Raw genomic sequence first — 24,498 nt, forward strand, 5'->3', positions numbered from 1 at the left:
CAGAACGTCAGGAAACGGCACCCAGGCGCTCATGCGCGGGCGACTGTTCGTCCCAGTCCAGGATCTGGGCGCTCTGGAAATCGTCGACGCGGCCGATATCGAGCCACAGCCCGTCGTGCCGGTACGTGTAGACGGGCTTGTCGCGTGCGAGCAGGCAATACATCAGGTCATCGAAGCCGAAGGGCACGCCGTCCGGAACGTATTCCAGCGCCTCGGGCTCCATGCAATAGACGCCCATGCTCATCAGGTTGGTAAGGCTGGGCTTCTCCTTGAAGCTCTTGACCCGGCCTTCGGGCGCATCGATCACGCCGAATTCGAGCGGCGTCTCGCGCAGCGCGGTTGCAACGGTGACAAGGCCGCCGCAGCGGTGGTGGCAGGCGGCGAAGGCGCCGATGCTGAGATCGGTCAGAACGTCGCCATTGATGACCATGAAGGTCGTGTCGAGTTCGTCGCGCAGCATCCCGAGGGGGCCGATCGTGCCCAGGGGTTGCCTCTCGATCGTGTAGCGGATGTTCATCGACCACTGGCGGCCGTCGCCGCAGAAGCTGCGGATCAGATGGCCGAGATAGCCGGTCGTGATATAGACATCGCGGACGTCGTTGCGACGAAGCCATTTGAGCAGCAGTTCGAGAACAGGTTGGGATTGGACTGGCATCAGAGGTTTGGGAAGAACCATGGTGTATGGACGCAGGCGCGTTCCCTTACCCCCGCACTGGATAACAACCTTCATTTCACTCGCTCCTTACAAAGACACATGCTCAAAGACGCTTCAAATAATCTCGCACCCAAGGACAATCGCACCATGCGATCCGTGACTGGACGAGAATGCGTTCAGCTCTCTACGTTCTCGCGGCTTAGTTTATGGTAACGCAGCCCCCCCGGCGGATTCAGTCGCCCATTCAAGGTATATGCATTGGGGGGGGATGAGCACTCTGTGGGGAACGGGGGGTACTCAATTGGCATGAGGCCGGGATTACTCCCTAGTTGAACTTCGACCGCTAACGGGCTTGTGCGAGCATTAATCTGTTTAGGGCCGCGGCGGAGCTCCTCCGATTTCGGGGCCGGATTTAGCGTGCGTCCACGAGATCGGCCTATATGTGCCGACCGGATTGTATAGAGGCCGGCCGGATCTTGGTTTTAAGACGCGACGGTTCCCGGGCAGCAAGCCTGCCCGGCGTGTCGAGTAAAGTGAGTGCGAGGGGATTTCGATTTATGCGCAAAGGTCTTTTCATTTGTCTTGATACTTCAAGGCCGCATTCGACGTCATGGCGCTTCATTGACACCACGTATCGCGCGCCATGACGACGATCCTTCTTGCTTTCGGTCTGGTGCTTTATCCGTCGACCCAGTTGCGGTTCGGCGGGTTGCCGCTCGGGCCCGGGGAACTCATGCTGGTCGCCTGGCTGGGGATCGCCGCACTTCGGCAATTCCTGCAGCCGGCGATTACGGGCAACCTCGCCCTGCGGCGCCTGAGCGCGTTCTGGTTCGCGCTTCTATTGGCGCAAAGCGCCGGGATGATCGTCGGACTTGTCCGCGAGCCGTTCCATTTCTACAGCGGCATCATCCATGACATCTTCGCCTATTCGCTGTCCTGCGCGCTGGCCTGCATGTTCGCGCTCGAACTCGGTGACGCGGAGCGGCGCCGGCGTGCCGTCTGGCTGGTGGTGGGGATCGGGACTGTGTCGATGTCGATGCAGCTCGCTGGCGGCTATGGCCTTTTCCCGTCTCTGGGCACCAATACCTGGTATTTCGAGCGGCTGATCGGCTGGTCGGTCAACGCCAACCAGTTCGCCTTCTTTGCGCTTTTCTTGTTTCTTCTTGCGTCCTACCTCGCCGAAACCGCCCGTGCGCCGCGTGAGGCCGTGACGGCTCTTGCTTGTGGAGCGCTGGCGGCTTTGGGGGGCATCCTGAGCCGGAGCGACGCACTGGTCGTCGCGCTGATGGCCGCCGGCTCGGTGTTCCTGATCCTAAAATCCATCACGTGGCTACAGAACCTCGAGATGGCGCCCACCCTGCGGGGATCGACCGTGGTGCTTGGCCTGCTCTCGCTCCCCCTCGCCGCCGCGTCAGCGGTGCCGTTCACGTCGGCGGCGCTGGAACGGGTCGAGGATTACTCCGCCGAAGTATACTCCGACAACGGGCAAGGTGAGCTGCGGTTGAATCTTTGGATGGAGGCTTGGGAAAAAGGTCTGGAATCCGGAATGATCGGCTACGGGCCTGGCCCGCACCTCACGACGGTCAAGTCCTGGAAGCGACCGCCTCCGAACAAGTTCGAGGCCCACAACACCTCGCTTGACCTCTTCACGCAGGGCGGGCTCGTGGCGTTTGCGGCATTCATCTGGATCTGCGTGTCCACGTTGCACTCGGGCTGGCGAGCCCGGCTGCCGGTATTGACCGCCCTTGTCATGGCGTGGGCGGTATTCAGCATGTTCCATTTCATGGTGCGGCACCCGATCTTCTGGTTCGGGATCGTGCTGTGCCTTCTTGAGGCGGAGCGGACACGCTCGGCGCTCCGCCTGCGTCGTTCGGAGGCTGTGCAATGATTTATGATAATGCGGACGCCCTGCACTTCCGCCAGGTTTCGACCCTTTTGCGGAGACGTTGGCTTCTGATCGCCTTGGTCACGCTTTTTGGCGGCGTCGTGGTCGGCGCTGCTGCCTTTCTGCTGCCACCGACCTACACGGCCAAGGCGCAGATGCTGCTGGTCTCCGAAATCCGCGACGGCGTAGAGACCATGGACGACGCTGCGGTGGCCACTTTCCTTGAGCTTCTGAGGTCGCCTGACCAACTCCGGCGTCTGGCCACGAACCTTGAGGAGGCCGATGCGGTGGCAGAGGACGCGATGGGCTTGCCCGGTTACGAGGCGTTGGAAGAGCGTTTGCGAGTCTTTAAGGAGCACGGATCGCGGCTGATCTCGGTTACGTTCTCCTCCAGCAATCCCGAAGTGGCGGCCACGGTCGCAAACAAGACCATCGAGGTCTATCTGGACGGAGTAACGGATCGTCTGGAGGTCGAGCACGACAAGGCGCTGCATGCCGTTGCCGCCCGTCTGGAAACAGCTCGCGACGATCTTGATCGGACCATCGACGAGCTGAGGGTTTATCGCGTCGCCAACGGTGTGATCGACGCCGGCCGGGCCGACGAGATTGACATCCAGATCGGTCAGATGAGCCGACAACTCTCCATAGCGAGTGCCGAACTGGCGACTCGCGAGGCACAACTGCGCAGCGTGGGAGAAAACGCAACCCGCGTGGCGAATGTGGATGCCAGAGGTGCGGTGGTCGTCGGAGATCCAGCGCGTGGCGATGCGGCCGGAGGCAACGTCAAAGCGCAATCGCTGCGGGTGGACCGTGACGAGCTGGAGCGGGCGCGCGCCGAGGCGGTGGCGCGAGTCGGCGATATCGATGAGCGCCTCAATGCGTTGCGGGCGGCGGGCGCCGCCGCGGGCGAGCAGCAGATCCAGTTGCGGGAGCTCGAGCGGGAAGTGACGGCAGCTGAAGAGGCCTATGAAAGCCTGATCCGTCGCCGCGCCGATCTCGTCAGCCGCGGCCCCGGACGGCCTCCGGCGCGCATCGTCTCGCTGGCGGAGGTTCCGGAAGTGCCAAGTTCCCCCAATCCGCTCTTGTTCCTGTTCCCTGCAATCGTCGGCACGGCGGCGATCGGCGCCATGGTCGCGCTGTTGCTGGAGCGCGCCGACCAGCGTCTGCGGAGCGAGCAGGACGTGGAAGACACGTTGCAGGTTCCGTGCATTGGGTTGGTGCCGAAACGCCCGAGAACGCTGGCGAAAGATCCGTCCGACATTCTGCCACAGGACCCGTTCACGCCCTACGTCGAAGCCGTCCGCGCCATATCGGTTGCAGCGCGAAAGCGCGTCGGATCGGCCCTGGAGCCGCGAACCTTCCTCGTAACATCGGTCGCAGAAGGCGACGGTGCCACAACCACCGCTGTCGCCTTCGCACTTTATGCCGCGCGTTTGAACCGCCGGGTCCTGCTGATGGATCTGAATGTCCGGCGGCTGGGAGTCGCCGCCGCGCTGGGCGAGCCCGAACCCGAAGAACTGCTCGACGAGCCCCCGGAAAATGCGATCCGCAGGGTTGAGGCGCTGGGCGTCGACTATCTTTCCCCGTTGCGGCGTGACGCCGATCCACTCACGGTCCTGTGCACCGACGAGTTTCCGGAACTCCTGACCCGACTCGCCAAGACCTACGATTACATCGTGATCGACAGCGCGCCCGCCGCCAGCGCCACGGAGACGCGTCTCCTTGCTTCGATGGTCGATCGCGTTCTGTTCGTGGTGAAGTGGGGCGCCACCGAAGCCCGCGCAGCCCAGGCCGCGTTGCACGGCCTGCGCGCGATGGGGGGCTTCATGCCGGTGGTTTCGGTCGTGATCGCCCAGGCCGACATGCGCCGTCATGCGCGTCATCGGTACGGCGAGGAGCGCAACATGACCACGGCGGTTCAGCGTGCCTGAGGACTCTATCCTATGGGGCGATGCTTCGAACTCCTTCGGCGCTGTGAAGGCGTTCCAAGGGGGCAATGGCCTTGGGTCAAAGACCTTTGTTCCATGAGATGCGCGTCCGCAATCGATATTGACGAGCCTGCAGAAGGTGCGGCCGGCTCGCTTCGCGAAGCGGGACCGCGCGGTCGGATCATTCGGAAAGCTTCACTGGGAGGGTAAGATTAGGAACCTGCCGTTCATAACCGGAGCGATCGGGCGCCGAGAGCTCACAAAGACCGAGGGCGCTTGCGGCTTCCCTGATCGCCGGCGCCCGCTGATATGAAAAGAGCGGGCCACACATGCGCTTGTGCCCGCGATCTTGCGCGCTCGTCCCTGTTGGCGTGGCTTTGTGGCGCGGTCTGCGACGACCGTGAATGGAACAAAGTCAACGGATCTATTGCGGGCCGCTTTCTCGATGCTCGTCCGAGTTGCCACTGGCGACCGTACGCGGCTCAGAAGCGCGAAAGGAGTAGCTGAGATGCCTGCCCACGTTCTCTATGTCGGTGGCGAGGACAATAATCTTCGCATTCCCTTCATCCTTGCCATGCGCCGTCGCGGATACCGTGTGACGGCCGCGGGGAGTGGCGATCCCGCGCCTTTCCTGAGCCACGGGATCGACTTTGTGTCCTTCCCGTTCGACCGCTTCATTAGCCCGGGGTCGGACTTGCGCGCTTTGCGCCGTTTGGTTGCGATATTGCGTGAGCTTCAGCCGGATATTGCGCAGGGATTTGACACAAAGCCCTGCCTACTCGTGCCTCTCGCTTCCGGCCTTTCAGGTACAGGCACAAAGGCGGTCCGGACGATCTGTGGGCGATCCTGGGTTTACTCCTCGCGCGCGCCCCTGGCGGTGGCAACCCGACCCGTCCTCCAGACGCTGCATCGTCTCGCTGCGCGCCGCACCGCAGCCACTGTGTTCCAGATCGAGGACGACCGTGACTTCTTCCGAAGAAACCGCATTGACGGTCGCCGCGGCGTGTTGATCCCGGCCGGCGGCAGCGGCGTGGACGTGAAGGCATTCGAGCGCGCGCTGGCCGAACTGCCCTCGCGCGAGGCGATGCGCGACGAACTGGGCCTCGGCGATGCCGAGGTGGTCGTTACAGTGTCCCGCATGACCCGCCAGAAAGGCATTCCCACGCTCTTGAAGGCCGCCGCCATCGTCCACCGCGTGCGCCCCGGCGTACGCTTCGTCCTCGTCGGTCCGCGCGAGAGCGAGGGTCCACTCGCGGTTTCGGCTGCGGAAATCGAGGCGCATTCGCCCTACGTCATTGCCACCGGCGCGCGGCGGGACGTGCCGGCGCTGATGCGCATGGCGGACGTGTTCGCCTTCCCTACCGAGTACCGGGAAGGAGTCGCGCGCGCGCTGCTGGAGGCGTCGCTCGCAGGCTTGCCCATCGTTTCCTCGGCGATGCCGGGTTGCCGGGAAGTGATCCGGGATGGTTGGAACGGCCTCCTGGCGCCGCCGGGCGATCCCGAACGGCTGGCCGACGGCATCATCCAGGTGCTCGAGGATCCCGAGGCCGCGCGCGCCATGGCGGGGCGTGCAGATGCCGTCGCACGGGAGCAATTCAGCCTGGAGGTCATGGCCGATCGGATGGCGCAACTTTACGATACCATCCTGCGAGATCGGGAAGACACCATGGCCGAATTGCCGGCGGCCGACGAGCCGACGGCATGACACCCAAATGCGAAAAGTCAATATACGCCGTTGGTCGTACCAACGATTAGATCCTAAAGGTCGAGGCGTTCTGGCTGGCAAAGGCGTATTCTAAGGAGGGGAAGGGGCTTTGACCGCACCCTGACAGTACTCTGTGCAGCGGAAGGTTAAGAATATGGGAATTCCAAACAAAGTAATTCGCGATATTTTTGGTACCGTCGGAGACGACGATCTGATTGGATCCGGATTCAACGAGCGTCTGTTCGGCTATGCTGGCAAGGACCGGCTTTATGCCGAAGGGGGCGATGACCTTCTGTACGGTGGGGACGGCAACGACCTTCTGGACGGCGGCACGGGTGCGGACACCATGTACGGCGGCGCCGGCAACGACACGTACCGCGTGGACGATCCGAACGATGTGGTCAGCGAAGAGACCGTTCCGGGCGTGGACGACGGCGGCACGGATTACGTCGTCAGCACCATCAGCTACGCCTTGGGCGCCTACGTGGAAAAGCTGGACCTGACCGGGACCAGCAATCTGAACGGTGCCGGGAACGATCTGTCGAATACGATCAAGGGCAATGAAGCGAACAATATCCTCTTCGGTGGCGGTGGCACCGACACCCTGTACGGTTATGACGGCAACGATGTCCTGATCGGCGGCCTCGGCAAGGATTACCTGTATGGCGGCGTCGGCGCTGATACGTTCGTTTTCGGCACTGGGGACAATCTGACAGACCGGATTTACGATTACGAGGCGGTGGACCGGATCGGCATCTATGCCGCCGCGTTCGGGCTCTCGGAAGGTTCCGGTCTGATTGGGGGGCAGCTCGACCCGAGCTACTTCGCTATCGACGCCCCTACCACCGCGAGTCACGGGCAGTTCATCTTCAAGCCTGCCGGGTCCAAGCCTGCGCTGCTCTGGGATCCTGACGGAAGCGGCTCCCAGTCCGCGACAACGCTTGTGCAGTTCACCACGGGCGTGACCTTGACCGCGGCTGACATCATCTCCTACGGCGCGCCCGCCAATGTGACGGCGTCGATCGCTCTTGCGACACCCGGCCGGACTGAGGAGGACGCCGGCAAGGTGATGTTTGTTCTTCAGCTGTCGCAAGCACTTGATCACGACGTCGTGTTCAGGCTGAGCACGCGGGAGGGTACGGCTACCGACGGAGTCGACTATGGGACGCTCAGCGGACACACGGTGACGGTCAAGGCCGGGTCCACCTTTGCCTATGTCGCTGTCGCGATTACGGATGACGACTTCGCCGAGGGTGTGGAGCGGTTCTCGTTGAAAATCGACCGTGTCGAAGACGCGGTGACGGGCGAGGCGCTGGGGATCGGAATCAGGTCCGCCACCGCCACAATCGAGGACGAGCGGCCGGAGGTCGTGGCCGATCACTTCACCGTCTCCTTGGGTTCGACGGACCCGTCGGGTATCATATACAATCCCTTGACGGGCAGGCTGATAATCGTCGATTCCGAGGTCGACGAGATGCCCTTCTCCCGCGCCAACAACTTCTTCGAAGCGTCGCTGGATGGTTCGTTGGTGTCGAGTCTGTCGCTTCCCTTCACTGACGAGCCCACCGGCCTGGCCATTGATGCCCAGAATGGGCGGCTGTTCATCACCGATGACGATTTGTACAAGGTCTTCGTCGTCGACGCGAGTAATCCGACATCGGTGCTGTGGGAGTTCGATACCGTTCCCCTTGGCGGTATCGACCCGGAGGACGTGGCCTTCGACCCGGTCAGCGGACACCTCTTCATTCTCAACGGCCTCTCGAGAACGGTCATAGAGGTGGACCAAACCGGAACGCAGCTTTTCAGATCGTTCACGGTCCCGACAACAATCATGGACCCCGAGGCGCTGGCCTACGATCCCGATGAGGGGGTCTTCTATGTGGGCGGCGGTTTCAGCGACCTGATCTGGAAAGTCGATTTCAACGGGACCATTCTCGAGGTGATCGATGCCTTGACGGATGCCCGCGCCGAAGGAACCAACCATCGGGTCAGCGTAAAGGACCTCGCTTTCGCGCCGGCGAGCGATGGATCCGGCGAGATGCACCTCTATGTCGCGGATTACGGCTGGAGCCACGTCGATGACGGGCGGCTGATCGAGATCGATCTAGGCGACACGCAGGATCCGGCTTCGGCCTGGATGGTTGCCTGACCCGAGTTCACGGCTGCCCTGGGCGGCGGGCGCAGGCCCGCCGCCACGCTTGGGCGGGCGCCGTTTCGGGTGCTTCGAGGGCATTCTAACCTGCGCCCTTTTATGCCGGAGAATGGGGAGAACGGATCGCCCCATCAAACCACCGATTCAAACATCAGAATGGCAGAGCAAATGTGGATCTGGCACGAGCGATGCACCTTGCCATTCTGACTGATACTGGGCTGCGGCCCTGACGCGTATTGCGAAAAGCCGGAACTGGCGTTTTCCCTCTCGAAGATCGCGAGGGTAATCGGTGTCCCGCGCCATCCCCTGACCAACATCACGACGACGCGCGCCACGGAAGGCGGCGGTACGGCAGGGATCAGCGACAGCGCCGCCGCCCGCAGGGCCGGCGGCTTCTTGTGGTCATGCGGACAGCAGCAGTCCCTCACGGATCGGCCGGGTGCCGGCGACGAAGAACAACTCGGCGCCGGCCCGCACGATCCGCGCCTGTTCCCGAGCATAGACGAGCCCGCCGATGCCCGCGCGAAGCGGGATTATGTCGCCGTCGGGAAGGCGACGCAGATGGCCGAGCGTGGCGCCCGCGGCAACGGGCTCGCCCGGTGCGACCGCGGCATGAAAGAGACCCGAGGCCGGGGCAGTCACAACCTCGACCCCCGCGAGCGGGGTGGACGCGACTCCCCCCTCGCGCGGCCTGCCCGCGGCCCCGTGAATCACCCCCTCATCCGCCAGCCAGGCAATGACCGCGGCGGCATCGTGCTCGGCGATCGCGGGATCGGTGTCGAGCACGCCGCGCCATTCCAGCGTTACCGCGAAACAGCCGATTGGCAGGGAGGCGTTGGACCAGCGGTCGCGGAACCGCATCCAGGGCAGGGTGCACGCCTCGTCGAAGGAGTAGCCCCCCTGCAGCGGCGCATGGAGCACCGCCCCGGCGCCGATCGCGCGCCCGAGCCGGGTCGCGCGATCCGCCTGTTCGGAATGGCAGTAGAGATGCGTCACCGCCTCGGAATCGCAGTGCATGTCGAGCACGATGTCGGCCTCGATCGCGAGCCGCAGCAGGCAGCGTTGCAGCGCCAGGAGCGGCGTGAGCGGCACCAGCCGGTCAAGCGCCGCCGCCATCCGGGCCCGCAGCGCGGCGACAGGGTCGCCTTCGGGCGCGGCGTTGTCGATGGCGAGCGCCAGCGCCGCCGCATCGGGGAAGGCGCGGTTGAAATTCTGCCCGGAGGTGACCTCGAACCGGCCGAAGCTGCCGCCGATCATGCCCTGGTCGAGCCCGATCGGATTCGCCACCGGCACGAGCAGGACCTCGCCGCGCAAGCGGCCTTCGGCCTCCAGTTGCCGCAGCTGGTCGCGGAGCGCGAAGCCGACCGCGATCCCCGGCGCCTCGTCGGCATGAAGGCCGCCCTGGATATAGACCTGCGGCCGCGCGCCCGGCGTTCCGAACCGGTAGAGCGTGAGCCGGCGCTCGCCATTGATCGGGCCGGGGGTGAGCGGGAGATGTTCGGTCTGCATGGGCGCCTCCGTTCTGCCGGGGAAACCTAGGATCTTGACGCGCGGGCGGGTAATGAGTTCCCCTCGCGAAGGATGAACAGGGATCATGTATGGCCAAGCGTCGTCTCCAACTGAACCTGCGCGGCTTCCAGGTGTTCGAGGCCGTGGCGCGGCATCTGTCGGTCACCCAAGCGGCCGAGGAACTCGGCATCACCCAGAGCGCAGTGAGCCACCAGCTGCGCAATCTCACCGATTATCTCGGCGAGGAACTGTTCGAGCGCCAGGGCCGCAGCATCGCGCTGACGCGGGCCGGCGCGCGGCTCGCCGAGGCGCTCGACGGGGCGTTCGACCTGATCGAGCAATCGACGGCCTCGACGATCGGGCTGAACCGACGGATGATCCGGGTCGCGCTCTATTCGTCCTTCGCGGCGGGCTGGATGATCCCGGTCCTGCCGGAGTTCACCGCCCGGCATCCCGATATCGACCTCCGGCTGGTGATGATCTCGGATCCGCCGGAAATCAGCGACCGGGTGGCGGATGTCTTCATCACCTCGGAACCGACGCGCCGGGGGTACTGGTCGCTGCGCTTGTTCCCGGAGTACCTAGTGCCGGTCGCGGCGTCCACGACCTGCCGGGACGGGTTCGACAGGCCGGTGCCGCTCATCACCTCCGAAACCGATCCCGTGATGGTGGGGGCGGATTGGGAAGCCTTCGCGGCGCTGAACGACCTCGATCTGCCAACGATTCGCGACGGTGCCTGGCATTGCTGCACGCATTACCTGCTCGCGCTGGAGATGGCGCGGGCCGGGATGGGGGCGGCGCTGGTGCCGGATTTCATGGCCTTCCCTGCGCTTGCGCGAAGTGAATTGCGGCGGCTGCCGGGCGCGGCGCTGCCCACGGGCCAGACCTATGACCTTCAGATCAAATACGAACGCCGCAAGGAACCAGACATCCAGCGCCTCGTCGCGTGGATCAAGGATGTGGTGCGCCGGAATACCATGAGCGCCACTCATGTGACGGCCTAAATTCTCATGCTGCATCCGGGCGCTGCGGTGTTAGCCATTCTTCGGGAAGGCCCTCGGGCCCGAATGGAGGAGCGCCGGCATGACCAGCATGGAACCGATCGTCGATCTGCGCCTTTCGGTGCGCGATCTGCACAAGAAGTTCGGCTCGGTCGAGGTGCTGCGCGGCGTCTCGATCGAGGCGCGGCAGGGCGACGTGATCTCGCTGATCGGCGCCTCGGGGTCGGGCAAGTCCACCTTCCTGCGCTGCATCAACCAGCTCGAAAGCAGCGACGCGGGCGAGATTTCCGTCGCGGGTGAGCATCTTGATCTGGTGATGCGCCGGGGGCGCCGGGTGGCGCGCGATGCGCGGCAGCTGCGCCGGATCCGGGCGAAGCTCGGCTTCGTGTTCCAGTCCTTCAACCTCTGGTCCCACATGACCGTTCTCGAGAACCTGATCGAGGGGCCGGTGCAGGTGCGCGGCCTGCGCCGGGACGAGGCGGTGGCGCTGGCGCAAAGGTTGCTCGACCGGGTCGGCCTGAAGGGGCGCGAGTCGAGCTATCCCGGCCATCTCTCGGGCGGCCAGCAACAGCGCGTTGCGATCGCCCGCACGCTGGCGATGGAACCCGAGGTGATGCTCTTCGACGAACCTACGAGCGCGCTCGATCCCGAGCTCGTGGCCGAGGTGCTGGCGGTGATCCGCGACCTCGCGACCGAGGGGCGGACGATGCTCCTCGTCACCCACGAGATGGCCTTCGCGCGCGACGTATCGACCGAGGTCGTGTTCCTGCACAAGGGCCTCGTCGAGGAGCGCGGCGCGCCCGCGCAGATCTTTTCCGCTCCGCAATCGGAGCGGCTGAAGCAATTCCTGACCCATGTGCGTCTCGGCCAATAGGGCGCCGACCGCGCGACGAACCACCTCAGACAAGGAGAAAGCGATGAGGAAATTCCTTCCGGCAGCGATGCTGCTCTGCTCGACCGCGATTGCGGGCGCCGAGGAACTGAAGGTCTGCGTCGAAGGCGCCTACCCGCCGATGTCGATGATGAACGAGAAGGGCGAGATCGTCGGCATGGACATCGACCTCACGAACGCGCTCTGCGCCGAGATCGGTGCCAGCTGCGCGCTGGTCAAGACCGACTGGGACGCGATGATCCCCTCGCTGATGGAAGGCAAGTGCGACGCGATCATCGCCTCGATGTCGATCACGCCGGAGCGCGCCCAGATCGTCGCCTTCACCGAGAAATACCTGCAATCGCCCAACATGTTCATCGGCCGCGCCGATGCCGGGATGACCGACACCGCCGAGGGCCTTGCCGGCAAGCGCGTCGGCGTGCAGCGCGGTACTGTCGCCAACGACTTCATGGCCGGCGAGTTCCCGGATGTTGAGCTTGGCCTCTACGGCTCCGAGGAGGAGATCTACCTCGACCTCGCGGCCGGGCGGATCGACGCGGCTTTCGTCGATGCCGGAACCGGCGAGATCGCCTTCCTCAAGACTCCAGCGGGCGAGGGTTTCGCCTATTTCGGCGCGCCGCATATCGAGGAGAAGTATTTCGGCAAGGGTGCCGGAATCGCCCTGCGTCCCGGTGAGGACGATCTGCGCGTGCGGCTGAACGGCGCGATCCAGGCCATCCGCGCCAACGGCAAGTACGCTGAAATCAACAACAAGTACTTCACGACCGACCAGTACGGCGGCTAAGGGGCGGGCGTCATGGACTCGATTGTCGGTTATGGGCCGATCCTGATCGGCGGCATGGGTGTCACCCTCGCGGTCGCGTTCCTGTCCATGGCGCTTGCCACGCTGCTCGGGGGCGTGTTCGCGACGCTCTCGCTCAGGGGCGGCGCGGTCCTGCGCAGCGTGACGACGGGCTACACCACGATCGCGCGCGGCGTGCCGGACCTCGTGCTGATGCTCCTGTTCTTCTTCGGCGGCGAACGGGCGATCAACACGGTGCGCGCCGCCTTCGGGCTGGAGCGCATCTCGGTCAGCCCCTTCGTCATCGGCGTGCTCACGCTCGGCTTCATCTTCGGCGCTTTCCTCGCCGAGACCTTCCGCGGCGCTTATCTCTCGGTGCCGAGGGGCCAGGTCGAGGCGGCGCAGGCGATCGGCCTGCCGTCCCACCGCATCCTGTCGAGGATCATCTTTCCGCAGATGCTCGGGCTCGCCCTGCCGGGCTTCACCAACACCTGGCTGGTGCTCTTGAAATCCACGGCCATCGTCTCGATCGTCGGGCTGCAGGACATGGTCGGGCTCGCCGACAAGGCCGGCAAGGCCACCCGCGAGCCCTTCGTCTTCATGCTGGCCGTGATCCTTTTCTTTCTCGCGCTGACGGCGGTGTCGGGCCATGCCCTGCACCGGCTCGAACGGCGCCACCGCGTGGGAGTGTGACCGATGCGGATCGACCTGATCGCGGAAAACGCCGACCTCTTCGTGACCGGCATCTCTATGACGCTGAAGCTCACGGTGATGTCGCTCGCCATCGGCATGGCGATCGCGTTGCCGGTTGCGGTCCTGCGCGGGATGCGGCTGCCGGTGGTCGACAAGGTGCTGCGCGGCTACATCTTCGCCTTCCGCGGCACGCCGATGCTGGTGCAGACCTATCTGATCTACTACGGGCTCGCGCAGTTCGAGTTCGTCCGCGACAGCGTCTTCTGGGCGGTGCTGAAAAGCCCCTTCAACTGCGCGCTGATCGCGTTCTCGCTGAACACCGCGGCCTACACGGCCGAGATCCTGCGCGGCGCGCTCGAAGCGACGCCGAAGGGCGAGATCGAGGCGGCCGAGGCGATCGGGCTCTCGCCCTTGCAGGTGCTGCGCCGGATCACCATTCCCGGCGCCTTCCGCCGCGCTCTGCCGCAATATGGCAACGAGGTGATCCTGATGCTGCACGGCTCCACCGTGGCGAGCGTCATCACCATCCAGGACATTCTCGGCGCCGGGCGGACGCTGAACGGCAAGTACTACCTCGCCTACGAGGGGCTGGTGACCGCGGCCCTCCTCTATCTCGCCCTGACCTTCCTGATCGCCGCGGCCTTCGGGCTCGGCGGCCGCAAATGGCTGGCGCATCTGCGCCCGGCTGCAACCCGTTGACGGAATACTGAAATGAGCCTGAACATCGTTCCCTTCGTCAGTGTCGACCACATGATGCAGATCGTCCTGCAGACCGGGGTGGAGACCTTCCTGCGCGAGCTTGCGGCCTTCATCGAGGTGGATTTCCGCCGCTGGGAGCGGTTCGACAAGACCCCACGCGTCGCCGCCCATTCGGCCGAGGGGGTGATCGAGCTCATGCCGACCTCGGATGGCGAGACCTACAGCTTCAAATACGTCAACGGCCATCCCGGCAATGCCCGTGACGGGCGCCAGACCGTGACCGCCTTCGGCGTTCTCGCCGACGTGGCGACCGGCTACCCGCTCCTGATGTCGGAGATGACGATCCTGACGGCCTTGCGCACGGCCGCGACCTCAGCGCTCACGGCAAAGGTGCTGGCGCCGCGCGGGGCCGATACGGTGGCGATCATCGGCAACGGCGCGCAGTCGGAGTTCCAGGCGCTCGCGTTCCACGCGTTGATGGGGATCCGCAAGTTCCGGCTCTACGACGTTGATCCCTCCGCGACGCGGCGCTGCATCGCCAATCTCACGGGCCACGGGCTCGACTGCCGCGCCTGCCCCTCGGCGGAGGACGCCGTCCTCGGGGCGCAGATCATCACCACGGTCACCGCCGACAAGCGCTACGCCACGATCCTCTCGGACAACATGATCGCCGAGGGCGTCCACATCAACGCGGTGGGCGGCGACTGTCCGGGCAAGACCGAACTCGCGCGCGAGATCCTGCTGCGCTCGGAGATCTTCGTCGAATACCCGCCGCAGACCCGCATCGAGGGCGAGATCCAGCAGCTTGCCGAGGACCATGCCGTGACCGAATTCTGGCAGGTGCTGACCGGCCGCGCGGCGGGGCGGGTCTCGGACCGGCAGATCACCATCTTCGACTCTGTCGGGTTCGCGATCGAGGATTTCAGCGCGCTTCGCTACCTGCGCGAGCGCGTCGCCGCGACCGGCCTCTTCCAGCCGCTCGACATGCTCGCCGATCCGGACGAGCCGCGCGATCTTTACGGCATGCTCCTGCGCGCGGGGGCTGCGCGGCTCGACCGCGCCGGCTGACGCAACCGAAGGGGGTTTCCTCCGCCACCGCCCGCGGGCATAGTTCGGCTCCAAAACCGGCAGGAGGCACGCATGGATCTGGGACAGGTGATCGGCGAGGTGATCGGCGGCAACGGCGTGTTGCTGGCCTTTGCGATCTTCATCATTCTTTGCGTATTCCTAGGCGTCAGGATCGTGCCGCAGTCGGAAAAGCACGTTGTTGAAAGGTTCGGGCGCCTGCGCGCGGTGCTCGGGCCGGGGATCAACTTCATCGTGCCGTTCCTCGACCGGGTCGCGCACAAGATCTCGATCCTCGAGCGGCAGCTTCCGAACGCGCTGCAGGATGCGATCACCGCCGACAACGTGCTGGTGAAGGTGGAAACCTCGGTCTTCTACCGCATCACCGAGCCGGAGAAGACCGTCTACCGGATCCGCGATGTCGATGCGGCGATCGCCACGACCGTCGCGGGCATCGTGCGCTCCGAGATCGGCAAGATGGAACTTGACCAGGTGCAGTCGAACCGCTCGGACCTGATCGCGAAGGTGCGCGAGCAGGTCGCGGCTATGGTAGATGACTGGGGAATCGAGGTGACGCGGGCCGAGGTGCTGGACGTGAACCTCGACGAGGCGACGCGGGCGGCGATGCTGCAGCAGCTCAACGCCGAACGCGCGCGGCGGGCCCAAGTGACCGAGGCCGAGGGCAAGAAGCGCGCGGTTGAGCTTGCCGCCGATGCCGAGCTATACGCCGCCGAGCAGGAGGCCAAGGCGCGGCGCATCTCGGCCGAGGCCGAAGCCTATGCGACCGAGGTTGTGGCGCGCGCGATCAAGGACAACGGAATCGAGGCGGCGCAGTATCAGGTGGCGCTGAAACAGGTCGAGGCGCTGACCTCGGTCGGCCAGGGGCAGGGCAAGCAGGTGGTGATCGTCCCCGCGCAGGCGCTCGAAGCGTTCGGGGATGCGTTCCGGATGCTGAAGGGGCGCGCGTGATGCTCTGGCAGGCGTGGTGGGTCTGGATGATAGCGGGCGCGGTGCTCGCGATTCTCGAGGTGGTGATCCCGGGCTTCATCCTCCTCGGCTTCGCCTGCGGCGCGGTGGTGACCGGGCTGGGCCTCTGGCTCGGCCTGCTCGGCGGCTCGCTCGCGGTGCTGGTGCTGGTCTTCGCGGTCGCCTCTCTCGTGGCCTGGCTGGTGCTCAGACGCGTCGTGGGCGTGCGCAAGGGGCAGGTGAAGCTCTGGGACCGGGACATCAACGAGGATTGACGGACATTGCCGGCGCGGTCGGATGCCTCCGGCGGGGATGTTTGCGGCAAGATGAGGGGCTCGGTCGCACATGATCGACAAGCTGGAGATGTTCATCGCGCTTTCCCGCGAGGGGCATTTCGGTCGCGCGGCGGAGAGTCTGGGGGTGACACAGCCGACGCTCTCGGCGGGGATCAAGGCGCTTGAGGCGCAGCTTGGCGTGCAGCTTGTCTGGCGCGGCTCGCGCTATGGCGGGCTGACGCCCGAGGGCAGCCGGGTGCTGGTCTGGGCGCGCCAGATCGTCGCCGACACCCGCACCATGCGCGAGGAGATGCGGGCGGTCAGGCAGGGGCTCGCGGGCAATCTGCGGCTCGCGGTGATCCCGACCGCGCTCACGACCGTCGCCGATCTCACCGGGCGGTTCGGGCGCGCCCATCCCAACGTGCGCTTCACGATCCTGTCCCGGACCTCGATCGAGATCCTGTCGATGATCGAGAACCTCGAGGTCGATGCGGGCATCTCCTATCTCGACAACGAGCCCCTCGGTCGGGTCGTCACCGTGCCGCTCTACCGCGAGAGCTACACCTTCGTCTGCGCCGAGGATTCCCCGCTCGCCGACCGGGTCGAGGTCGGCTGGGACGAGATCGCGGATGAGCCGCTTTGCCTTCTCACCCCCGACATGCAGAACCGGCGGATCATCAACCAGAATTTCCAGGAGGCCGGGCGAACGGTCACCGGTGCGGTGGAATCGAACTCCACGGTGGTTCTGATATCGCATGTCGCGGCGGGGCGCTGGGCGACGATCCTGCCGGTGGAGATGGCCGAGTTCCTCGGCGCCGGAAAGCCGGTGCGGATCATTCCCCTGAAGGATGTCGCGGCACGCCATGCAATCGGATTGATCGCGCCGCATCGCGAGCCGCACACCCCGGTTCTCGCCGCGCTCCTGCGCGAGGCGCAGGGGATCTCGCGGCTATAGCGAAAGTCCCTCGGCACGGGCGGCCGCCACGAGGTCGCGGACGCGCTCGGCGTTGTCGGCGGCGATGCTGCGGTCGCGGTTCAGCCGGTTGTTCTCGAAGCCGATCCGGGCCTTGCCGCCCTTCCTGAGCGCGGCGAGGAGGCAGTCGGTCTCGGCCGCGCCGAAGGCGCAGACCGCCCAGTCGGGGGCGAGGCCCGCCGCCTCTTGCGCGGCAAGGGGCGGATCGAGATCGGCGGGGCTCGAAACCTGGCCCGCCGTGTAGCGGCCGAGGACATGCAGGACAGCGAGGTTCGCGGCCGGGATCGTGCCTTTGGCGACCAGCCGGGCGAGATGCTCGGTGTCGGCCGCATCGTAAAGGATATGCTGGACCTCGGTCCCCGCCTCGGCGCAGGCGGCGAAGAAGCGCGCGGTGATCCGGCCGTCCTCTTCGGCGGTGATCTCGCGGAGCGCGATCGAGACGGCAGCAGGGCGGAGTGTTTCCACGAGGGCCCGCTGTTCGGCGGGGCTGTAGCGGCCGACCGCCTCGGTGGTGATCTGGACATAGAGGCCGGGGGCTTCGCGCGCGAGTTCGGCGAGAAGCTCGGCATAGAGGCCCGCGTCGAGCACATGAGCGCCCTCGGCATCGCGGACATGGGCATGGAGGCCGCCCGCGCCGGCCGCCTGGCAGGCGCGGGCGGTGGCGGTGATCTCGGGGATGGTCATCGGCAGCGCGGGGTGGTCCGTCTTGGTCAGGCGGGCGCCGTTCGGGGCGACCATGATCCGCGGCAGGGTCATGCAGCCAGCGCCCGGTCGATTGCGGTCGCGAGCTTGGTCGTCAGTTCGCCGATCTGCGCATCCTCGATGATGAAGGGCGGCGCGAGCAGGACATGGTCACCACGCTGGCCGTCGATCGTGCCCCCCATCGGGTAGCAGATCAGCCCCTCGGCGAAGGCTTCGGCCTTGATCTTCGCGTTGAGCTTCCGCGCGGGATCGAACGGCGTCTTGGTTTCGCGATCCGCCACCAGTTCCACCCCGCGAAAGAGGCCGCGGCCGCGGATGTCGCCGACATGGGGGTGCTGGCCAAACCGGTCGCGGAGCGCGGCGTCGAGCTTCGCGCCCTGTTCGCGGACGCGCGGCAGGAGCCCGTCGTCGAGAATGCGGCTGAGGACGGCGTTCGCCGCCGCCGCGGCCATCGCGTGGCCCATGTAGGTATGGCCGTGCTGGAAGAAGCCGGAGCCGGCCTTGATCGCCTCGTAGATCGCCCCGGTGCAAAGGAGGGCGCCGATCGGCTGGTAGCCGGCGCCGAGCCCCTTGGCGATGGTGATCATGTCGGGCGCGACTCCGTCCTCGAGGCAGGCGAAGAGGTGGCCGGTCCGGCCCATCCCGCACATCACCTCGTCGAGGATCAGGAGGATACCGTGGCGGTCGCAGATCTCGCGGATGCGCCTGAGATAGCCTGGCACGGCCGGAACCGCGCCGGCGGTGGCGCCGACCACGGGCTCGGCGACGAAGGCCATCACCGTCTCGGGGCCGAGGCGCCGGATTTCCGCCTCCAGCTCCTCGGCGGCGCGCTGGCCGTAAGCCTCCTGGGTCTCGCCCTCGGCGCGGTCGCGGTATTCGTAGCAGGGCGCGATATGGGTGGTCTCGACCAGCAGCGGCCGGAACTGGGCGCGGCGCCATTCGTTGCCGCCCGTCGCCAGCGCGCCGAGCGTGTTGCCGTGATAGCTTTGCCGCCTTGCAATGACGCGGTGGCGGGAGGGCTGGCCGGTCTCGAGGAAATACTGGCGGGCGAGCTTCAACGCCGCCTCCACCGCCTCGGAGCCGCCGGAGACGAGGTAAACGCGGTCGATGCCCTCGGGCGCCTCGGCGATCAGCCGGTCGGCCAGGGCCTCGGCCGGGTCGGAGGTGAAGAAGCCTGTATGGGCGAAGGCCACGCGGTCGAGTTGGTCATGCAATGCGGTGCGCACCTTTGCGTCGGAATGGCCGAGGCAGGACACCGCGGCGCCGCCGGAGCCATCGAGATAGCGTTTCCCCGAGGAGTCGATCAGGTAGCAGCCGTCGCCCTTGACGGCTGTTGGCAGGGTCCCCTTCGTGGACCGGCCGAAGATGTGGTTGGGCAAGAGTCAGCTCCTAGCGACATAGACGGATTGGCGGGCGTGACGAACGACGCGCGCGGCGTTGGGGCCAAGGAGGTAGTCCTTCAGCACCGGCCGGTGCGAGCCGATGACGATGACGTCGACATTCAGCTTGTCGGCGGCCTTGACCACCTCGTCGTAGATCGTGCCGTGGGCGACATGGGGATGGGTCTCGATCCCCTTTGGCACATGGGTCTGGATCCAGGCGGCGAGTGCCTCGCCGAACTTGTGCAGCATCTTCTGCTCGTAGCCCTCGGGAAAGAAGCCCGAGACCTGCGGCAGGCCGAAATCGGGCACGACGCAGACGACATGGATCACGCCGCCGTCATGGGCGAGGTCGAGCGCGGCGGCGAGAGGCGCCTTGCTCGTCTCCTCGTTGTTGATGTCGACGGCGAGAAGGATCGTCTTGGCCATGGCTGTCACTCCTCGGTTTGTGGGCCTCAGAAGGCTGGTTTGGTCTGCCGGCGGCGCTGGAGCAGGATCACCAGCCCCAGAAGCGCGAGCGCCGGGATGTAGAACACCTGCTTCGGCATCCGGTTGGCCGGTGAAAGGACGCTCACCACCTCCACTCGCTCCTCGGTGTAGAAGTCGAAGCCGGAGAGCTTTTCCTGGTAGGGCGTGCCGAACATCGGCTCGTCCATGTAGAGCTTGTCGCCCTCGGGCAGGAGGAAGAGGCCCGCCGCCTCGGCGCGGCCGGTCGCCGGCTCGTCCTCGGCCACGGTATGGACCAGCGTCGTCTGGGTCGAGCCGCCGGTGGTGAAGGAGGGGCCCGAGACGATGAAGCGGATGCGCTCGCCGGGAACGGCCGCGTCGAGGGCGGCGGCAAGCTCGGTCGGCGGGCTTTCGTGGAACGGGTCGGAGACCCGGTTGAGCCAGAACCCCGGTACGAAGAGCGTGAACGCCACCAGGAGGAGTGCGGCACTTTCCCAGATCCGCGAACGGGCGAGGAAATAGCCCTGCGTCGCGGCGGCGAAGAGAAGCATCGCGAAGGTCGCGACGATGAAGACGAAGGTCGCCTGGAGGATCCCGGTCCAGGTCCCGAGGTCGATGCCATAGAGGATCAGCGTCGGGTTGTAGATGAACAGGAACGGCAGCGCGACGGTCCGCATCGAGTAGAAGAAGGCGGTGAAGCCGGTGCGGATCGGATCGCCCCCCGAGACCGCGGCGGCGGCGAAGGATGCAAGCCCCACCGGCGGCGTCACGTCGGCCATGATGCCGAAGTAGAAGACGAAGAGATGCGCCGCGATCAGGGGCACGATCAGCCCTTCCTGCGCGCCGAGCGTCACCACGACCGAGGCCATGAGCGAGGAGACGACGATGTAGTTCGCGGTCGTCGGCAGGCCCATGCCGAGGATCAGCGAGAAGACCCCGATCAAGAGGAGCATCAGCATCAGGTTGCCGCCCGACAGGACCTCGACGAGCCCGGCGAGCTCGGTGCCGATCGGCGTCTTGGTGACGGTGGCGACGATGATGCCTGCCGCCGCGGTGGCGACGCCGATGCCGATCATGTTGCGGGCGCCGGCGATCATGCCCTCGATCAGGTCGTCGAAGCCGGCGCGCGTGGCCTCTCTGACGTTCTCGCCACGGAACATCGCCTTGAGTGGTCGCTGGGTGACGATGATCACGAGCATCGCCGCCACCGCGTAGAAGGCGGATTTCGCGGGTGACTGCATCTCGACCATGAGGAACCAGACGAGGACGAGGATCGGCAGGATGAAGTGAAGCCCGGTCGGGAAGACCTGCGCCACGGTCGGCAGGTGGAATTCCTTCGCGTTCGGGTCGTCCAGCGCCAGATCCTCGCGCCCGGCGGCAGTGCGGATCGCCAAAACGTAGACGACGGCGATCGCGGCGAGCACGACCCAGTCGGCGATGCCGGGTGCGGCGGTACGCAGGCCCTGGATGCCGTAGATGAGACCGGTGAAGGCCGCGCCGGCGACGACGAAGCCGATGAAGATCTTGAGGAACATCTGGGCCAGCGACTTCGCCTCGCCGAGCGCCGGCATGTCCTTCTTCAAGGCCTCCAGATGCACGATGTAGACCAGCGCGATGTAGGAGATCACCGCCGGGATGAAGGCGTGCTTGATCACCTCGACGTAAGAGATGCCGACGAACTCGACCATCAGGAAGGCGGCAGCGCCCATCACGGGCGGCATGATCTGGCCGTTGACCGAACTGGCCACCTCGACCGCGCCGGCCTTTTCCGACGAAAAGCCGACGCGTTTCATCAGCGGAATGGTGAAGGTGCCGGTGGTGACGACGTTGGCGATCGAGGAACCCGAGATGAGCCCGGTCATGGCGGAACCCACGACGGCGGCCTTGGCTGGTCCGCCGCGCAGATGCCCGAGGCCGGCAAAGGCGAGCTGGATGAAGTAGTTGCCCGCCCCGGCCTTGTCGAGGATCGCGCCGAAGAGCACGAAGAGGAAGACGAAGGCGGTCGAGACGCCGAGCGGAATGCCGAAGACGCCGCCGGTGTCGAGCCACTGGGCGTTCACGATCGAGGTGAACGAGAGCCCGTTGTGCTCGATGATGTCGGGGATGAGCCAGCCCTGGCCCATGTAGGCGTAAAGCAGGAAGAGCGAGCCGACGATGGTGAGCGCAGGGCCGAGCGCGCGGCGCGAGGCTTCGAGGAGGACGACGATGCCCACGGCGCCGATGATGATCTGGGCCTGCGTCGGCAGGCCGGAGCGCGCGGTCATGGCGAGGTGGTTCGAGAAGGCGAAGATGTAGAAGGCGCAGAAGAAGCCCACGGCCGCGAGGATCCAGTCGAAAACGGGCACCCGGTTGCGCGGCGAGGTCTTCAGCGCGGGATAGGCGAGAAACGCTAGCGTGATCGCGAAGGCGAGGTGCATCGGCCGGGTCTGGGTCGAGTTCATCACCGGCAGGTACTGGCCGAACCAGAGCTGCGGCTGGGCGATCCAGAGCTGGAACAGCGACCAGCCGAGCGCGAGGCCCGAGATCAGAAGCGCCACCGCGCGGCTTTCAGGGACCCGTCCCCCGGTGTCGGTCGAGGCGACCAGATCCTGAAGCTCGTCATCGCTGAGCTGGGTGGCCTTGGCTTCGGTATTCTCGCTCATCGTCGTTCCCCTTCGCGCATGCAGGACGGTGGTGGCGGGAAGTCAGACGGGGCGCCGGGTCAGGTGCGGCGCCCCGCGAGAGGCAGCCTCGGTATTCGGCTGCTTTCAGATCGCGTGGGTCACTCGATGAGCCCGGCCTCGCGGAAGTACTTCTCCGCACCGGGATGAAGCGGCGCCGAGAGACCTTCTTTCGTCATTTCCTTCGGGTCGAGATTTGCGAAGGCCGGATGCAGGCCGCGGAACTGGTCGATGTCGGAGAACACCGCCTTGACGAGCGCATAGACCGTCTCCTCGGGAACCGAGGCCGAGGTCACGAGAGTCGCGCCGACGCCGAAGGTTTGGACGTCGGCGTCGGTGCCGCGGTACATGCCGCCGGGAATCGTGGCCTTGCGGTAATAGGGGTGCTTCTCGACCAGCGCGTCGACGGCCGGGCCGGCGACGTTCACGAGTACCGAGTCGCAGGCGGTGGCCGCCTCCTGGATCGAGCCTGACGGATGGCCGACCGTATAGACCATCGCATCGATGTTGTTGTCGCAGAGCGCCTGGCTCTGCTCGGCGCCCTGGAGCTCGGACACGAGCGAGAAGTCGGACATGGTCCAGCCCATCTCGGCCATCACCACTTCCATCGTATCGCGCTGACCGGAGCCGGGATTGCCGACGTTCACCCGCTTGCCCTTGAGATCCTCGAAATTCGCCACGCCTGCATCGGCGCGCGCGACGACCGTGAAGGGCTCCGGATGGATCGAGAAGACCGAGCGCAGGTCGGGGTTGGCACCGTTCTCGGCGAAGGTGCCTTCGCCGTTCATCGCCTTGAACTGAACGTCGGACTGCGCGACGCCGAACTGCAACTCGCCCGCGCGGACCGCGTTGACGTTGTAGACCGAGCCGCCGGTCGATTCGACGCCGCAGCGGATGCCGTGCTCGGCGCGGGTCTTGGACATCATCCGGCAGATCGCGCCGCCGGTCGGGTAGTACACGCCGGTCACGCCGCCGGTGCCGATCGAAATGAAGCTTTCCTGGGCGACGCCCGGAGCGGCGGCCAGGCCCAACGCGACCAGGGCCGCGAATGTTGCACGTTTCATACGAAATCTCCTCTCCCATTGTAATTTGCTTTTCCTAGAAATGATGCATTTGTGTTATGTCTGTCAATAAAGTAACGCAAATGAGTTATCGCGACGGATGCCACGCCGGGGGTGTTGCCGCCGCGCGGAATGCGTAAGGTCGGCCATGGCAATGAAATCGCTCGAAAAACTGAATGCCGACCTGACCCGGATCGCCAGCGAGGGGACGCCCGCGCTGGCGAGCTTCGCCTCCTGGGTGCTCGACCACTATGCGGAGGTCGCCTTCAACTCGATTCGGGGGCTTGCGGAACAAGCCGGGGTCAATTCCAATACCGTGATCCGGCTCGCCAAGGAGCTCGGCTTCGACGGCTACGACGCGTTCCGCTCGGAGATTCAGACCGCCCTGAGGAGCCGTACGATCGACTATTCGGCGCGGGCCGCGGCGCTCCATAACCGCACCGGGACCGACGTTTTCAGCGATCTCATCGCTGCCAACCGCGCCAATGCCGAGGTCGTGTTCTCGGCCGAGATGCAGAGCCTTCTCGAGGGGGTGATCGAGCCGATGCTGGCGGCGCGGCGGGTGCATTCGATCGGGGTCCGGAGCTGCTATTCGATCGCGCACTACTTTTCCTACGTCGGCGGCATGGCTTTCGGCAACTTCGCCACCGTGCCCGCTCAGCCGGGCGCGATCATGGACCAGCTCTCGCAGGTCGGCCCCGACGACATCGTCGTCGCGATCAGCTTCGAGCACTATTCAACCGAGGTGGTGCGCGCCTGCCAGATCGCCCGCGACTGCGGCGGGCGGATCCTCGCGCTGACCGACAGCCATCGGTCCCCGATCGCTCGCGGAGCCTGGCAGGTGATCCCGCTGCCGATGGCGGGGCCGCAGTTCATGCCCTCTCTCAACTCCGCCTTCATCGTGGTCGAGATGCTGCTCGCGGCCATGGCGGCACGATCGGGTCAGGCGGCGCAGAACGTGCGCGACTTCGAGGCGCGCATCCAGCGGTTCGGCGGGTATGTAAGAGTGTGATGCCAGGTCCCGTCGGTCCCGCCGGTCCAAGAAAATTCAATTTTCTTGGAAAAAATCT

Annotated in this window: 21 protein-coding genes; 14 read left to right on the forward strand and 7 right to left on the reverse strand. The window is 65.6% G+C overall.

All coding sequences use genetic code 11. The features are described 5' to 3' along the window. Positions 1–7: 7 nt before the first annotated feature. Entirely contained in the window at positions 8–730 is a 723-nt protein-coding gene (locus OM960_RS03485) for a nucleotidyltransferase family protein (RefSeq protein ID WP_263335596.1), read from the reverse strand. A 568-nt stretch (positions 731–1,298) separates the two neighbouring features. Between OM960_RS03485 and OM960_RS03490 the strand changes: the two genes are divergently transcribed. The 4 genes from OM960_RS03490 (at position 1,299) to OM960_RS03505 (ending at position 8,322) form a co-directional block, all read left to right on the forward strand. After that, entirely contained in the window at positions 1,299–2,543 is a 1,245-nt protein-coding gene (locus OM960_RS03490) for an O-antigen ligase family protein (RefSeq protein ID WP_264771077.1), read from the forward strand. Beyond that, a complete protein-coding gene (locus OM960_RS03495) occupies positions 2,540–4,471 on the forward strand; it encodes a GumC family protein (RefSeq protein ID WP_263335593.1) in 1,932 nt (643 codons plus the stop codon). The genes OM960_RS03490 and OM960_RS03495 overlap by 4 nt, the downstream gene beginning before the upstream one ends. A 505-nt stretch (positions 4,472–4,976) precedes the next feature. Continuing rightward, complete coding sequence (locus OM960_RS03500) at positions 4,977–6,173, forward strand: glycosyltransferase family 4 protein (RefSeq protein ID WP_263335591.1); 1,197 nt, start codon at positions 4,977–4,979, stop codon at positions 6,171–6,173. Positions 6,174–6,327: 154 nt separating this feature from the next. After that, a complete protein-coding gene (locus OM960_RS03505; RefSeq protein WP_263335590.1) occupies positions 6,328–8,322 on the forward strand; it encodes a Calx-beta domain-containing protein in 1,995 nt (664 codons plus the stop codon). A 405-nt stretch (positions 8,323–8,727) separates the two neighbouring features. Here OM960_RS03505 and OM960_RS03510 read toward each other — a convergent pair whose 3' ends face one another. Further along, positions 8,728–9,834, reverse strand: a complete 1,107-nt coding sequence (locus OM960_RS03510; protein ID WP_264771078.1) for a M14 family metallopeptidase — start codon at positions 9,832–9,834, stop codon at positions 8,728–8,730. 89 nt (positions 9,835–9,923) lie between these two features. On the opposite strand from OM960_RS03510, the gene OM960_RS03515 reads away from it, so the two are divergent. From OM960_RS03515 to OM960_RS03555, 9 genes are all read left to right on the forward strand, one after another. Continuing rightward, the gene (locus tag OM960_RS03515) at positions 9,924–10,838 is read left to right on the forward strand and encodes a LysR family transcriptional regulator (RefSeq protein ID WP_263335585.1); all 915 of its coding nucleotides are present in this window, start codon (positions 9,924–9,926) and stop codon (positions 10,836–10,838) included. 79 nt (positions 10,839–10,917) lie between these two features. Then, complete coding sequence (locus OM960_RS03520) at positions 10,918–11,709, forward strand: ABC transporter ATP-binding protein (protein ID WP_290428526.1); 792 nt, start codon at positions 10,918–10,920, stop codon at positions 11,707–11,709. Positions 11,710–11,752: 43 nt separating this feature from the next. Then, positions 11,753–12,511: a transporter substrate-binding domain-containing protein gene (locus OM960_RS03525; RefSeq protein ID WP_263335582.1), complete on the forward strand. Its 759-nt coding sequence runs from the start codon at positions 11,753–11,755 to the stop codon at positions 12,509–12,511. 12 nt (positions 12,512–12,523) lie between these two features. Then, on the forward strand, positions 12,524–13,201 hold the full coding sequence (locus OM960_RS03530) for an ABC transporter permease (protein ID WP_264771079.1): 678 nt from the start codon (positions 12,524–12,526) through the stop codon (positions 13,199–13,201). 3 nt (positions 13,202–13,204) lie between these two features. Beyond that, positions 13,205–13,900, forward strand: coding sequence for an ABC transporter permease (locus OM960_RS03535; protein WP_264771080.1), 696 nt, complete (start codon positions 13,205–13,207; stop codon positions 13,898–13,900). A 12-nt stretch (positions 13,901–13,912) separates the two neighbouring features. Continuing rightward, entirely contained in the window at positions 13,913–14,968 is a 1,056-nt protein-coding gene (gene ocd / locus OM960_RS03540) for an ornithine cyclodeaminase (protein ID WP_264771081.1), read from the forward strand. A gap of 72 nt (positions 14,969–15,040) precedes the next feature. Next, complete coding sequence (locus OM960_RS03545) at positions 15,041–15,934, forward strand: SPFH domain-containing protein (protein ID WP_263335576.1); 894 nt, start codon at positions 15,041–15,043, stop codon at positions 15,932–15,934. Beyond that, positions 15,934–16,206 (forward strand): NfeD family protein, encoded by a 273-nt coding sequence (locus tag OM960_RS03550; RefSeq protein ID WP_264771082.1) that lies wholly within the window; start codon positions 15,934–15,936, stop codon positions 16,204–16,206. Before OM960_RS03545 ends, OM960_RS03550 begins: the two co-directional genes overlap by 1 nt. A gap of 70 nt (positions 16,207–16,276) precedes the next feature. Continuing rightward, positions 16,277–17,161 carry a LysR family transcriptional regulator gene (locus tag OM960_RS03555; RefSeq protein ID WP_263335574.1) on the forward strand — a complete coding sequence of 295 codons (885 nt, stop codon included), beginning with the start codon at positions 16,277–16,279 and terminating at the stop codon, positions 17,159–17,161. On the opposite strand, the gene OM960_RS03560 is transcribed toward OM960_RS03555, so the two are convergent. From OM960_RS03560 to OM960_RS03580, 5 genes are all read right to left on the reverse strand, one after another. Then, complete coding sequence (locus tag OM960_RS03560) at positions 17,156–17,935, reverse strand: beta-keto acid cleavage family enzyme (RefSeq protein WP_264771083.1); 780 nt, start codon at positions 17,933–17,935, stop codon at positions 17,156–17,158. The genes OM960_RS03555 and OM960_RS03560 overlap by 6 nt on opposite strands. Then, a complete protein-coding gene (locus tag OM960_RS03565; protein WP_263335570.1) occupies positions 17,932–19,260 on the reverse strand; it encodes an aspartate aminotransferase family protein in 1,329 nt (442 codons plus the stop codon). The genes OM960_RS03560 and OM960_RS03565 overlap by 4 nt, the downstream gene beginning before the upstream one ends. A gap of 3 nt (positions 19,261–19,263) precedes the next feature. Next, entirely contained in the window at positions 19,264–19,689 is a 426-nt protein-coding gene (locus tag OM960_RS03570) for a universal stress protein (RefSeq protein WP_263335569.1), read from the reverse strand. A gap of 26 nt (positions 19,690–19,715) precedes the next feature. Beyond that, a complete protein-coding gene (locus OM960_RS03575) occupies positions 19,716–22,349 on the reverse strand; it encodes a TRAP transporter permease (RefSeq protein WP_264771084.1) in 2,634 nt (877 codons plus the stop codon). A gap of 119 nt (positions 22,350–22,468) precedes the next feature. Then, complete coding sequence (locus tag OM960_RS03580) at positions 22,469–23,431, reverse strand: TAXI family TRAP transporter solute-binding subunit (RefSeq protein ID WP_264771085.1); 963 nt, start codon at positions 23,429–23,431, stop codon at positions 22,469–22,471. 145 nt (positions 23,432–23,576) lie between these two features. Here OM960_RS03580 and OM960_RS03585 point away from each other — a divergent pair, with 145 nt between their 5' ends. Further along, the gene (locus OM960_RS03585) at positions 23,577–24,440 is read left to right on the forward strand and encodes a MurR/RpiR family transcriptional regulator (protein ID WP_264771086.1); all 864 of its coding nucleotides are present in this window, start codon (positions 23,577–23,579) and stop codon (positions 24,438–24,440) included. The last annotated feature ends 58 nt before the right edge of the window (positions 24,441–24,498 follow it).

The organism is Defluviimonas salinarum (genome assembly GCF_026013545.1).
Classification (GTDB): Bacteria; Pseudomonadota; Alphaproteobacteria; order Rhodobacterales; family Rhodobacteraceae; genus Albidovulum; species Albidovulum salinarum.

What these genes read in the sequence shown, in the direction of transcription:
- OM960_RS03525 (WP_263335582.1), top strand. Translation starts at nt 11,753, where the DNA reads ATGAGGAAATTCCTTCCGGCAGCGATGCTGCTCTGCTCGACCGCGATT.
- OM960_RS03555 (WP_263335574.1), top strand. Translation starts at nt 16,277, where the DNA reads ATGATCGACAAGCTGGAGATGTTCATCGCGCTTTCCCGCGAGGGGCAT.
- OM960_RS03515 (WP_263335585.1), top strand. Translation starts at nt 9,924, where the DNA reads ATGGCCAAGCGTCGTCTCCAACTGAACCTGCGCGGCTTCCAGGTGTTC.
- OM960_RS03495 (WP_263335593.1), top strand. Translation starts at nt 2,540, where the DNA reads ATGATTTATGATAATGCGGACGCCCTGCACTTCCGCCAGGTTTCGACC.
- OM960_RS03580 (WP_264771085.1), bottom strand. Translation starts at nt 23,431, where the DNA reads ATGAAACGTGCAACATTCGCGGCCCTGGTCGCGTTGGGCCTGGCCGCC.
- OM960_RS03575 (WP_264771084.1), bottom strand. Translation starts at nt 22,349, where the DNA reads ATGAGCGAGAATACCGAAGCCAAGGCCACCCAGCTCAGCGATGACGAG.
- OM960_RS03585 (WP_264771086.1), top strand. Translation starts at nt 23,577, where the DNA reads ATGGCAATGAAATCGCTCGAAAAACTGAATGCCGACCTGACCCGGATC.
- OM960_RS03535 (WP_264771080.1), top strand. Translation starts at nt 13,205, where the DNA reads ATGCGGATCGACCTGATCGCGGAAAACGCCGACCTCTTCGTGACCGGC.
- OM960_RS03570 (WP_263335569.1), bottom strand. Translation starts at nt 19,689, where the DNA reads ATGGCCAAGACGATCCTTCTCGCCGTCGACATCAACAACGAGGAGACG.
- OM960_RS03560 (WP_264771083.1), bottom strand. Translation starts at nt 17,935, where the DNA reads ATGACCCTGCCGCGGATCATGGTCGCCCCGAACGGCGCCCGCCTGACC.
- OM960_RS03510 (WP_264771078.1), bottom strand. Translation starts at nt 9,834, where the DNA reads ATGCAGACCGAACATCTCCCGCTCACCCCCGGCCCGATCAATGGCGAG.
- OM960_RS03545 (WP_263335576.1), top strand. Translation starts at nt 15,041, where the DNA reads ATGGATCTGGGACAGGTGATCGGCGAGGTGATCGGCGGCAACGGCGTG.
- OM960_RS03500 (WP_263335591.1), top strand. Translation starts at nt 4,977, where the DNA reads ATGCCTGCCCACGTTCTCTATGTCGGTGGCGAGGACAATAATCTTCGC.
- OM960_RS03530 (WP_264771079.1), top strand. Translation starts at nt 12,524, where the DNA reads ATGGACTCGATTGTCGGTTATGGGCCGATCCTGATCGGCGGCATGGGT.
- OM960_RS03520 (WP_290428526.1), top strand. Translation starts at nt 10,918, where the DNA reads ATGACCAGCATGGAACCGATCGTCGATCTGCGCCTTTCGGTGCGCGAT.
- OM960_RS03550 (WP_264771082.1), top strand. Translation starts at nt 15,934, where the DNA reads ATGCTCTGGCAGGCGTGGTGGGTCTGGATGATAGCGGGCGCGGTGCTC.
- OM960_RS03485 (WP_263335596.1), bottom strand. Translation starts at nt 730, where the DNA reads ATGAAGGTTGTTATCCAGTGCGGGGGTAAGGGAACGCGCCTGCGTCCA.
- ocd (WP_264771081.1), top strand. Translation starts at nt 13,913, where the DNA reads ATGAGCCTGAACATCGTTCCCTTCGTCAGTGTCGACCACATGATGCAG.
- OM960_RS03505 (WP_263335590.1), top strand. Translation starts at nt 6,328, where the DNA reads ATGGGAATTCCAAACAAAGTAATTCGCGATATTTTTGGTACCGTCGGA.
- OM960_RS03490 (WP_264771077.1), top strand. Translation starts at nt 1,299, where the DNA reads ATGACGACGATCCTTCTTGCTTTCGGTCTGGTGCTTTATCCGTCGACC.